Source organism: Janthinobacterium sp. BJB446 (assembly GCF_002735655.1).
Classification (GTDB): Bacteria; Pseudomonadota; Gammaproteobacteria; order Burkholderiales; family Burkholderiaceae_D; genus Janthinobacterium; species Janthinobacterium lividum.
In genome coordinates this window covers 846,046-858,191 of sequence record NZ_PDZK01000001.1, presented here as the reverse complement: position 1 = coordinate 858,191, position 12,146 = coordinate 846,046, and the positions used below count along the sequence as shown (strand labels likewise).

Here is a 12,146-nt window from a genome sequence, read left to right as displayed (position 1 = left end):
TTGCGCGGCGGGTGGTGTCCATATATATTAATACTAATATCAACTCATGAAATAATGAGTAAATACTCATAACTCAACAAAACCACACCATGACCTTCACGCAACTGGAAATATTTACCCTGGTGGCCGAATTGCACGGTTTTTCCGCCGCCGCCGCGCAGCTGGGCATCAGCCAGTCGGCCGTCTCGCACGCCTTGAAGGCGCTGGAAAAGGAGATGGGCGTGGACCTGATCGTGCGCCACCAGGCGTCGGCCGAGCTGACGGACGTGGGCCGCCAGCTGCTCGTGCGCGCGCGCGAAATCCTGGGGCTATCCGAAGCCATGCGCCAGGAAGCGGCAGACGTGCTGGGTCAGCGCCAGGGCACCCTGCGCATCGGCTCCTTCGGCCCGACGTCTTCCTTGAATCTGCTGCCCGCCATCACGGCGCAATTCCGCCTGCGCTATCCGGGCATCGACCTGCGCATCGACGAGGGTGCAGACCATGAAGTGGTGCAGTGGATACGCGAACGCAGGGTCGATGTCGGCTTCGTCGTGCTGCCGGACGAGCGCTTCGATACGGCGCCGCTGGTGGAAGACCAGATGATGGCGCTGGTGCCGCGCAGCCATGCGCTGGCCAGCGAAACCGCCATCACCCTGGCCCAATTGTGCGAAGGGCCGTTCATCATGTCCGAGGCGGGATGCGCCTGCCTGATCGAACCGCTGTTCGCCAACGCGGGCTTGCAGCCGAACGTGCCCTATCGCATCAGCCAGGTGATCACCATCCTCGACATGGTCAGCCGCGGCGACGGCCTGTCCATCGTGGCCGAACTGGCCCTGCCGCAGCGCCTGCGGGAACAATATCCGGAGCTGGTCGCCCTGCCGCTCAATCCGCCCGTCAGCCGCAAGGTGGGCCTGGCCGTGCGCGACCGGCGCCAGAACACGCCCGCCACCAACGCCTTTTTCGAGGTGGCCAGGCAGATGGCGCCGACCCTGGCGCCACGGCGCGCCTAGAACGTCTCCCACTCCTCGCTGCGCTCCGGCTTGACGGCGGCCGCCTTTGCCGGAGGGCTGGCGAGGCGCGGCGCCATCGCGGCGCGCACCACGGGCCGAACGGGGTGCTGCTGCGGCGGCGCCTGCCCCTCATCGAGCTTGAACACGCCCACCACCTGCGCCAGCGTGCTGGCCTGATCTTGCAGGCTTTCCGCCGCAGCCGCCGCTTGCTCCACCAGGGCCGCGTTCTGCTGCGTCACCTGGTCCATCTGCGCGATGGCCTGGTTCACCTGCTCGATGCCCGAACTCTGCTCGGCGCTGGCGGCCGTGATCTCGCCCATGATGTCGGTTACGCGGCGCACGCTGTCGACGATTTCCTGCATCGTCGCGCCAGCCTCGTCGACGAGGCGCGCGCCCGAATCGACCTTGCCCACCGAATCGTCGATCAGCAGCTTGATTTCCTTCGCTGCGCCGGCGGAGCGCTGCGCCAGGCTGCGCACCTCCGTCGCCACCACGGCAAAGCCGCGCCCCTGCTCGCCCGCGCGCGCCGCCTCCACGGCCGCATTGAGCGCGAGGATATTCGTCTGGAAGGCGATGCCGTCGATGACGCTGATGATGTCGACGATCTTCTTCGACGAATCGTTGATCGAGGCCATGGTATCGACCACCTGCGCCACCACTTGCCCGCCCTTGCTGGCCACGCTGGACGCCGATTGCGCCATCTGGTTGGCCTGGCGCGCATTGTCCGCATTCTGTTTCACCGTGCTGGTCAGCTCCTCCATCGAGGCGGCCGTTTCTTCCAGCGAACTGGCTTGCTGTTCCGTGCGCGACGACAGGTCCTGGTTGCCGGCGGCGATTTCCGACGATGACACTTTCACCGATTCGCTGGCCGTGCGGATTTTCACGAGAACGGCGGCGATCTTGTCGATGAAGCGGTTGAAGGCGCCGGCGATCTGCGCCAGTTCATCCACGCCGGAAGCGTCGAGGCGGCGCGTCAAATCGCCTTCGCCCGATGCGATGTCGTCGAGCGCATCGCGCACCAGTTCCAGGCGCTTGAGCATTTTGAAGACCAGCAGCGACAGCAGCAGCGCCGCCAGCCCGGTCAGCAGCGCGGCAGTGACGGTGGCCGTCGTCAGCATCGTCTGCAAGGCTTGCATGGCTTCCTGCTGGTCCAGCACCACGGCCAGCAGCCAGTCGGTGCCCGCCACGCGCGTGACGTACAGCATGCCGTCGCGCTCATCGAGGCGCACGGCCTCGCTCGTGCGCGTGCTTTCCAGCCGGTTGACCTGCGCGGCCGACAGCGCCGCATCGAGTTTTGCCACCGGCTGCAGGCTCAGGTCCTTGTTCGCATGGGCGATGATGGTGCCGCTCTGGTCGACAAGGAAGGCAAAACTGTGCGGGGTCGGCTTGATCGCCACCACGTTGGCGATCACCGTATCGAGCAGCACGTCCGCGCCCGCCACGCCCAGCAGCGCCTCTTTCGGGCCGACGGGCGCCGTAAACGACACCACCAGCTTGTGGCTGGCCGCGTCCACGTATGGCGGCGTCAGCATCGGCACGCCCGCCTTGACGGTGTCCGTGTACCAGGCGCGCGCCGTGGGATCGAAATCGGCCGGGCGGCCCGGATGGGTAAACACGGAACGCTTGTCCGCATAGCCGATGAACACTTCCGCAAAATCGCCGGCCTTTTCCGCGATCTGGAAGGCGCGCAGCGGATCGGGCGTCTCGGCGGACATGACAACGGATGCCATGACCTTTTTCTTGCCATCGACCCATTGCGCCAGCACGGCCGACTGGCTTTGCAGCAGTTGCTGCATCTGCTGGTCCGACGACGCCAGCATGCTGCTGCGCGTCGTCACGTAATTGGCGACCGACAAGGCCAGCATGGACAGTACGACAATGGCCACGCAAATGAGCACCAGCCGCGTGCGAAGGGAAGACAACATGATGGACTCCTCGTTTCGATTTTAATGGCGTGAAACAGTGCTGTTGCACCGCTTTCTCTATGCAAGCATTTTCACACAAAAATCGGAACAATTTTCATCAATATTCGGAATACAACACATATATTTCCGTGCAGAAACCCATCAAACCCTGTCAACCTATCAGCGGATCAGCCCCCTCAAGCCGCTGGCGCGCTGCGTGCGGCGCAGGATCGCGTCGAACAGCACGGCCTGCGTGGGCGAGACGAGGGTAAAGAAGTCGCGCGCGCGCGTGATGCCCGTGTAGACCAGTTCGCGCGCCAGCATGGCGCCGCCTTCCTGCGGCAGCACCAGCACCGTGTGGCGAAATTCCGAGCCCTGCGATTTGTGCACCGTCATGGCGAATGCCGTCTCCACGTGGCGCAGGCGCGTGGCCAGCACGCTGCGCACATTCTCGCCCTCCAAAAAATACACGCGCAGGGAACCGGGCCGCGCAGGATCGCGCAAGGTCAAGCCGATATCGCCATTGAACACGCCCGTGCCGTAGTCGTTGCGCGTGACCATCACGGGACGGCCCACATACCATTCGCTGCGGCGTATCAAGCCTTCCTTTTCCAGCCGCAGTTCGATGGCCGTGTTCAGGCCCGCCACACCCCACTCGCCTTCGCGCACGGCGCACAGGATGCGGAACGATTCAAAACTGTGCAGCACGGCGCGCACCCAGTCGTCGTGCTGCGCGTAGCCTTCGCCGCCCGCATTCACCAGCGCCAGGTAAGGCTGGTAGCCGCCCGGTGCGTCGGCGCGTCCGCGCAAGGCCAGGCGCAGCACGTCTTCCTGCTGCGCCGGCACGCTCCACGCCAGCTGGCCGCCGCTGTCGCCGGCGAAGCACGCTTTGGCCAGATCGGGCCTGCCGCCATTCACGGCCAGCGCCAGCTCGCCAATGGGACCGCTGAAGCGGTGGCTGTGGCGCAGCATCACCGTCTGCTGCGCCAGCGCGCCGGCCGCACCGGCAAAGTCAGGCGGAATGGCCACGCCGCTGGCCGCCTGCGCATACGCGATGGTGGCAGGCTGGTAGCCGCCCGCCTGCGCATCGTGGCACAAGTCGCCCAGCACGGCGCCCGCTTCCACGGACGCCAGTTGGTCCTTGTCGCCGAGCAGTATCAGGATCGCCGTGGACGGCAAGGCATCGAGCACGCTGGCCATCATCTCCAGGTGCACCATCGACGCTTCATCGACGATCAGCACGTCGACGTCGAGCGGGTTGCCCGCGTGGTGGGCAAAGACGCGCGTCTCGGGCCGCGCCCCCAGCAAACTATGCAGGGTGCGGGCCGCCCCCATGCGCCGCGCCAGTTCCTGCAGGGGCAAGGCATCGCCCGCCTTCGCCGCCAAGCCTTCCAGCGCCTTGTCGATCGACTGTTTCAGGCGAGCGGCCGCCTTGCCCGTCGGCGCGGCCAGCGCGATGCGCAGCTGCTCCGGCTGCGGCGAGACGGCAAACAGCAGGGTCAAAAGGCTCGCCACCGTGTACGTCTTGCCCGTCCCCGGCCCGCCCGTGATGATGGCCACCTTGCCGCGCAGGGCGATCGCGCACGCCACTTTTTGCCAGTCCGGGCCACCATCCTGCGTGGGCTGGTCGAACAGGATGTCGAGCCATTGCCGCACCTGCGCCAGCGGGGGATCAGTCAAATCCTGCGCGCGGAGGGCGATTTTCTCGCCCACCAGGCTTTCGTCGCGCCAGTAGCGGCGCAGATACAAACGGTCGCCATCGAGCACCAGCGGCTGGCGCGCGTCGGCCGCACCGACCTGCCACACCTGCGGCGCGCCGGCCAGCAGCGCGCGCCAGCCATCGACGCTGTCCGGCAGCGGACCGGAGACGGCCAGCACGGCATGCCACAGCTCCTCGCTCCAGCCCAGCAACTGCGACGGTTCGCTGGCCAGCTCAAACAGCATCAAACAGCTGTGCCCCCGCCCTTCCAGCTCGGACAGCACCACGCACGCCACGGCCACGGCCGGCGCATGCGGCGCATTCTCGTCCAGGCTGGCGATGAAGCGGGCAAAGGCGGCGCTCAGGCGGCGCAGATGGCCATCCTCGGCGACGCCGTCGACATGGGCAAACAAAGCGTTCATCTGTGCGTCATGCTGCATGGTGTTCCGTTTCTTCTAACAGTTGATCGAGGCCGTCCAGCAATTCCAGTTGCGGCGCCAGCCAGTAGCAGCCATGCGTATCCGCATTCGCTATGCCGCGCAGGAACAGGAAGATGGCGCCGCCCAGGTGCTCAGCCGCATCATAGGCATCACCGAGCCGGCTTTTCAGCAGGCGGTGCAGGGCCAGCATGTAGATGGCGCCCTGGATATCGTAGCGGTGCTGCGCCATGCCGGCCGCCAGCGCCTGCGTGTGATAGGCACCGTCGTTGGCGCCCAGCGCATTCGACTTGTAGTCGAGCACCCAGTAGCGGCCATCCCGTTCGATGACCAGGTCGGCAAAGCCTTTCAGCATGCCGTGCAGCTGGCGCCGTGGCAGCACGGGACGCGGCGCGCCATCGAGCAGCAAGCGCGTGCACAGCTGATCGAGCGCCCCCGTGGACAGATGCTCGCTGGGGAACCAGAACTCCATCTCGGACAGGGTGCTATCAAGCTGCGACAGCGACGCATCGAGCAGCGGCAACGGCGTGAGGGCGATTTCCCTGAGCCAGGCGATGGCGTCTTCCTGGCGATGTCCCCAGCCGGCCCGCTCGCAGCGCGCGGCCAGACGGGTATTGAAGTGCGCCTCGTGGACGCTGTCAAAACCTTCGCTGCCCATCCACTCGAGCTGCTCGTGCAGGAAATTGCCGGGCACGGAGCCGCGCGGGAAGCGGTGCCATGGCGCGTCGCCCATGTGCATCGGCGAAGTCACGGCGACAGCCGTGCCATCTTCCAGCAGGGTTTCCTCCAGCGCCCGTTGCGGCACGTGCGCGGCCGCCACGGCACCGATCTGGCGCGTCAGCGACGTAAAGCTGCCCACCGACCAGTCGCGCTCGAACTCGCCCACGAACACGGGCGCGGGACGCAGCTCGGGGCGCCGCTCGACCCGGTCCAGCACCGTGCAGGCATCGGGCTGCGCCAAAGAAGCCACGTAGATGGCGTCGCAGTCACCCGCCACCTGCTGCCAGCGCAGCAGCAGCTGGTCAAACGGCAGCTTGTCGCCGCCCGTCAGCAGGTAGCCGAGCGCCGATTCGTGCAAGGTGTTTTCGCCCGCCTTGCGCGCCGCCTGGGCGGCCACGCCCAGCCACAGGAAGTGGCGCGCGCGCGTCAGCGCCACGTACAGCAGGCGCAAGTCTTCCTCGATGCGCGCCTCTTCGACCGCCGCCATGGCCTCGTCGGACAAGGACAGGTCGAGGCGGCGTTCACCTTTTTCATCCGCATAGTCGAAGAAGCTGCGGTTGCGTTTATCCACCTTGCGCGCCGTCACGGCGAACGGTAAATAGACCAGCGGGTATTCGAGTCCCTTGGATTTGTGCACGGTGATGACCTTGACCAGCTCCGCATCGCTTTCCAGGCGCAGCACGCGCTCGTCGCCGCCCTCGCCTTCGCCGGCGATCTGCTCGGCCAGCCAGCGTATCAGCGCCTGCTCGCCATCGAGCTGGCGGCTGGCCGATTGCAGCAGTTCAGCCAGGTGCAGCAGATTCGTCAGCCGCCGCTCCCCGCCCGTCTGCTGCAGCAGCATGGCGGGCAATTGCAGCTCGTGGATGAAGCGGCGCAGCATGGCCAGCACTCCCTGGCGCTGCCAGATCAGGTGCAGGGCCTTCAACTGCTCGACCCTGCGTTCCCATTCCAGTTCATCGCTGGACAGGCGCGCCAGCTCGCCCAGCGACAGGCCGATGGTGCGCGTGGCAAAGGCGGCGCGCGCCAGTCCCCCGTCGAGGGGATTGGCCAGCGCCGCCAGCCAGCGCAGCACATCTTGCGCTTCCTCGCTGTCGACGACGGAATCCTTGTCGGACAGGTACACGCTGGCGACCCGGCGGCGCGCCAGCGCGCGGCGGATGGCCGCCGCTTCCTTGCGGTCGCGCACGAGGATGGCGATATCGGCCGGCTGCAGGCGCGTAAAACCGTCGGGGCCATCGAAGCCCGCCTGCGGGTCGCCCAGCATGGCGACGATGTGCTCGGCGCAGTGCTGCGCGAAATACTCGCGGTAGCTGTCGCCGCGCAGCCCTTCATCGCTGGCGCAGGCGGCCAGCAGGGCCGGCAGCGGGCCGCTGGCGTTCACCAGGTATTCGGCGCGGCCCTTGGCATCGACGGCTTCGAACGGCAGCGGGTTCTCGCCATTTTTCCGGTAGCGGAAGGCGCCAAGCGGCACTTCGGCGCGCTCGGCGTGCAGGAACAGCTGGTTGACGGCCGCGACCAGCGGCGCCGTCGAGCGGTAGTTGGTGCCCAGCTGGTAATGGCGTCCCGTCGTCGCGCGCCGCGCCGCCAGGTAGCTCTGGATGTCGGCGCCGCGAAAGCCGTAGATCGACTGTTTCGGGTCGCCGATCAGGAACAGGCCCAGGGCCGGATCGTTGTCGGCAATGCGGTACAGCAGATTGAAAATCTGGTACTGGGCGGGCGCCGTATCCTGGAATTCATCGACCATGGCCAGCGGATACTGGTCGATGATGCGCTGGCGAAGGGCCGTGCCATTTTCGCCGGCCAGCGCGTCGTGCAGGCGCTGTAGCATGTCGGCAAAGCCGAACTGGCGCGACTGGCGTTTTAGCTGGTCCATGCGCCGCGCGATGGCCGCCGCCGCATGCAGGTGCAGCTTGTGCGCCAGCGGCGTGAGGCTCGCCAGGGCGATGCCCAGCCCTTCCGTATGCTCGAAGCACTCGGGCACCTGGGCCGTGAAACTCTTGGCAAACGCATCCTCGATGCCGAACGGCGTCAATCTCTCCCACGCCTTGGCCGTGATGGCCGGCTGCAGCAGCAGCGGGTCTTGCGCCCAGCGGCGCAAGCCATCGAACCACTTCGCCAGGTTCTCCGGCTTCATCTTGACGCCGTTAAAACACTTGGGATTGGCGGCGCGGTGGTCGTTGATCCACGCGGCCATCTGGTCCACGCGCTCGACCCATCCCGCCTTCAGGGTGGCCAGCTGCGCGGCCAGCGCCCGCTGTTCGCGCGCGATCAGCGCGGACAACGGTTCCTCGTCCGCCATGCCCATGATGTCCGCGCGGCGCGCCAGCTCGCGCGCGCCCTTCTTCAGCGCCCCCACGTCGGGCCAGCAGGCCAGCAGCACGTCGAGCGCCTGCGGCGGCAAGGGATAGACTTGCTGGCGCCAGTAATCGTGGGCCGCATCCTCGAACAGGGCTTGCTCGTCGCTGACCAGTTCTTCGTCGAACAGGCTGCCGCTGTCGAACGCGTGCTCGCGCAGCATGCGCTGGCACCAGGCGTCGATGGTGAAAATGGCCGCTTCATCCATCGTCTCGGCGGCCAGCATCAGCCGGTGCGCGGCCTTTTGCCGTTCGCTCTCGTCCGGATAGGACTCCAGCAAGGCGTCGAGAAAGGGGTCGCTGCCGCCGGATTCAATGCCAAATTCGTGGCGAAAATAGGCGGCCGCCTCGATCAGGCGCTCGCGCACGCGGTTCGACAATTCGCGCGTGGCGGCGCGGGTAAACGTCATCACGAGGATGTCCGCCGGCAGCAAGGGACGCGTAAAACGGCTGTCGTCGTCGCCATGGCCCAGCACGAGCCGCACGTACAGCGCGGCGATGGTCCAGGTCTTGCCCGTGCCGGCCGACGCTTCGATCAGGCGCGAGCCGTGCAGCGGGAACGCCAGGGGGTTGAGCAGATGGCTCGTCATGGTTCTTCTCCCGCGCCGTCTGCGGGCGCGCTGATAGGGTCGATCGTGATGTGTTCTTGCAGCCAGTCGGCCAGCGGGCCATACAGCTCGCGCGTGCAGTCTTCCCAGGCCTCTTCCGCGGCCAATGCGGAAAACTCGGGCCACAGGCGCGCCAGGCACAGTTCCTCGCGCTCGCCGGAGAGTTCAAAGCCGCCGTCGTAGACGGCCCGCGGGTCGCCCTGCTGCACCAGCGCGAGGCCCGTCTTGCAGGCCGTCGGCAGCGGATGGTTCATGCCTTCGCGCCACAGCGCCAGCAAGGTGGCCAGCGCATCGCGCGAAGTAGCCGGATCGAGCGGCGCCATGCTGACGATGGCGTCGCGCGCCACCAGGTAGCCGGTGACGGGAAAGCCGAGGGCGGCGGCGGCCAGCTGGCGCAGCCACATCAGCATCAGCTTGTCGCCGCGCGCCAGGCCGCCCTTGTCCGTCACCTTCGAGGAAATCTGCATCAGCCAGGCCGTGTCCTGGCCGTTGCTGCACAATTTGTCGAGCCAGTCGTCGATCTGCAGCTCGCCAAACGGCAAATTGATGGCGCGCTTCTCGGCAGCGTACGGAAACGAGGCGCGCAGGGACAGCCACGCGCTGCGCACGGGCACCAGCGCCTCGACCAATTGCGCCTGCACTTGCCGGCCGATCAGACCGATGGGCAGCACGCCTTCGCGCGCCAGCTTTTCCGCGCGCGCTTCCAGGCTGGCGCGCACGTCATCGAGCGCTTCGACGGCGCCGCCGTCGTCCAGCATGGTGTCTTCCAGCAGATAGCGCTCGAGCGCGTTCAGGCCGAACGGCTCTTCATCCTCGCCCAGCATGGCCGCATCGGCGAAATACACGCTCAAGCGGCGGCGGAAGAAGTATTTCACGGGCTGGCGCAGAAAGCTGGCCAGCTCGCCCAGTTTCAGCCGCGTGCCGGGATCAAGCTCGTAAGGGCCCAGCGCCAGTTCCTCGGCCTGCGCATCCGCATCGGCATGCGCCACGCGCCATTCGCGCGCGTAGGTCAGCAAGCCATCGGCCTCGAAATAGCGGCGGCTGAACGGCTGCAGCGCATGCTCGGTGGTGAGCGATACAAGGTGCCGGTCCAGCGACCAGCCGGCGGCCAGGTAATCGCGCAGCTGCGACACCAGCACGGACGGCGGCTGCTCAGAATTGTCGCGCACATTGCGCCCCACCCAGCTCACGTACAGCTTGTCGCGCGCGGCCAGCAAGGCTTCGAGCATCAGGTAGCGGTCATCGTCGCGGCGCGAGCGGTCGCCCGGGCGCGCCATGCCGGGCAGCGCCAGCAAGTCGAAATCGGCCTTCTGCGCGCGGCGCGGGAAATCGCCATCGTTCATGCCCAGCAGGCACACAACGCGGAACGGCACGGCGCGCATCGGCATCAGGGTGCAAAACGTGACGCCGCCGGAGACGAATTGATGGTTCAGGGTCGGCTCGTCCAACGCGCCCAGCCACGCCACGCGCAGCACGGACAGCGGCACCTGCTCGACAAAGCCCGCGTGCTCGCAGGTTTCCAGCCACCCCTGCAAGGCGCCTTCCAGCTGCGCCAGGGTCAAACGGTCGCCCTCGTCGTCGGCGTCGAAAAAGGCGGCCAGCAGCGCGCGCGCCTGCACGCCCCACTCGGCTGGCGTGCAGGCGCCTGCCAGCACGGTGCGCCAGTGCAGCAGCGCCTCGACCAGCTGCGCCAAGGACCCCGCCAGCGCCGCATCGAGGCCGCCCACTTCCGCATACGGCTCGATGCCGCCAAAGCTGGCGCCACTGCCGCTGGCATAGCCGAGCAGCATGCGCCGCACGCCGAAGATCCACGCATTCTGCTCGCCGGCCGCACCCAGTCCCAGGCCGGCGCGGTGTTCCTGGTCCAGGCCCCAGCGCACGCCGGCCCCTTCGATCCACGCGCCCAGGGTGGCCAGGTCGTCCGGCTGCAGGCCAAAGCGGGCGGCCAGCGCCGGCACGTCGAGCAAGTCGCGCACTTCGCTCTGGCGGCAGCGCTGCTGCGGCAGCTGCAGCAGCCACTCGAGCGCGACGAGCAGCGGGTTGACGCTGCGGTCCTTCACGTCGCCGATCTCGAGCGGGATGAAGCGCTCGTCATTGCGCCGGTACTGGCCGAAGACGGCGTGGATGGCAGCCGTAAAAGTGTCGATGTCGGGCACCATCACCACCACGTCGCGCGGGCGCAAGCCCGTCTGGGCGCTGTGCGCGAACATGGCCAGCAGCTGGTCGTGCAGCACTTCCACTTCGCGCTGCACGCTGTGCGCCACGTGGAATTCGATCGAGCGGTCGCCTGGCTCGGGCGGCACCTGCTCATGCTCGGCCAGCGGGCGCAGTTCGCGGATGGCCACCTGCACCTGCTGCAGCAGGGTCTCGCCCGTTTCCTCGCCAAACAGGTCGATGCGCAGGCTGTCGTCGCGCCCCTCGGCTTGCGCGTGTTCGTCGAATTCGTCGAGCATGCGGATGAAATCGCGCCCTTGCCTGCCCCAGCTGGCCAGCAGCGGGTGGCTGTGCGCATGCAGCTCTTCCAGCGGAATTTGCGCCAGGTCGGTGCCGTTGCGCTGCCGCTGGCGCTTGTTTTGCGCGCGCAGCAAGTCGCGCCCGTCGATGATGTCGCCCCAGTAAAACTGGCACGGATTGGGCACGGCCAGCACCACCTGCGTGTGGCGCGCCAGCGCGGCCAGCGCCTGCAAGGTCTGGTACGGCAAGGCCGACACGCCAAACAGCACGACACGGCGCGGCAGCTTGCCGGCAGGCGCATCGCCGGCGGCGATCGCTGCCAGGAAGGCGTCGTGGATGTCGGCGCGGCCCGTGTCGCGCTCGAACGCCTCGACATCGGCCGCCACGGCGCGCCACAACTGCGCCTGCCAGCGCTGGTCTTCCTTCAATGCGATGGATACACCGCGCGCCGTGCGCAACTGGTCGCTACCCGCCGCCCAATCGGCCAGCCAGTCGGCGCGGTAGACCTGGTACTGGTCGAACAAGTCGGCCAGCCGCTCGGCCAGCTGCAGCCGGCGCTCGCTGTCACCATCGGCAAGGAAGTAGCGCAGCGGCGCGAAGACCGGGTCGGCCAGCAAGGACGGCAACAGGCGCATCAAACGCCACGTCAGCGGGGACTTGTCGAACGGCGACACGCGCGGGACTCTTTCGCGCCCCAGCATGCCCCGGTAGCTTTCCCACAGCAGGCGCGCCGGCAGCGCGATGCGCGTGGCGGCGCACACGCCCATCTCCTCGGCCAGGGCGATCTTCAGCCACTCGGCCACGCCGTTTGACTGCACCAGGAAGATATCCGTTTCCAGGGGTGCCAGCGGATGCTGGCGCAGCCACTGGAAGACGGCGGCGCGCAGCTGTTCCAGCTGGTTGCCATGCAGGATGAGGAGGCCGGGCGTAACGGGAGTATGCATGCTGATCCGATGGGTTGCCGCGCCTCCGGTCGGGTGG

The 12,146-nt window shown here is 67.1% G+C and carries 5 protein-coding genes; 1 reads left to right on the top strand and 4 read right to left on the bottom strand.

What is annotated here, in order from left to right; all coding sequences use genetic code 11:
* Nucleotides 1–89: 89 nt before the first annotated feature.
* Complete coding sequence (locus CSQ92_RS03865; RefSeq protein WP_099393293.1) at nucleotides 90–989, top strand: LysR family transcriptional regulator; 900 nt, start codon at nucleotides 90–92, stop codon at nucleotides 987–989.
* Here the strand turns inward: CSQ92_RS03865 and CSQ92_RS03860 are convergent.
* The 4 genes from CSQ92_RS03860 to recC form a co-directional block, all read right to left on the bottom strand.
* On the bottom strand, nucleotides 986–2,914 hold the full coding sequence (locus CSQ92_RS03860) for a methyl-accepting chemotaxis protein (protein ID WP_099393292.1): 1,929 nt from the start codon (nucleotides 2,912–2,914) through the stop codon (nucleotides 986–988). The genes CSQ92_RS03865 and CSQ92_RS03860 overlap by 4 nt on opposite strands.
* A 159-nt stretch (nucleotides 2,915–3,073) precedes the next feature.
* Entirely contained in the window at nucleotides 3,074–5,032 is a 1,959-nt protein-coding gene (recD, locus tag CSQ92_RS03855; RefSeq protein WP_099393291.1) for an exodeoxyribonuclease V subunit alpha, read from the bottom strand.
* On the bottom strand, nucleotides 5,022–8,693 hold the full coding sequence (gene recB / locus CSQ92_RS03850; RefSeq protein WP_099393290.1) for an exodeoxyribonuclease V subunit beta: 3,672 nt from the start codon (nucleotides 8,691–8,693) through the stop codon (nucleotides 5,022–5,024). Before recB ends, recD begins: the two co-directional genes overlap by 11 nt.
* A complete protein-coding gene (recC, locus tag CSQ92_RS03845; RefSeq protein WP_099393289.1) occupies nucleotides 8,690–12,109 on the bottom strand; it encodes an exodeoxyribonuclease V subunit gamma in 3,420 nt (1,139 codons plus the stop codon). The genes recB and recC overlap by 4 nt, the downstream gene beginning before the upstream one ends.
* Between the last annotated feature and the right edge of the window lie 37 nt (nucleotides 12,110–12,146).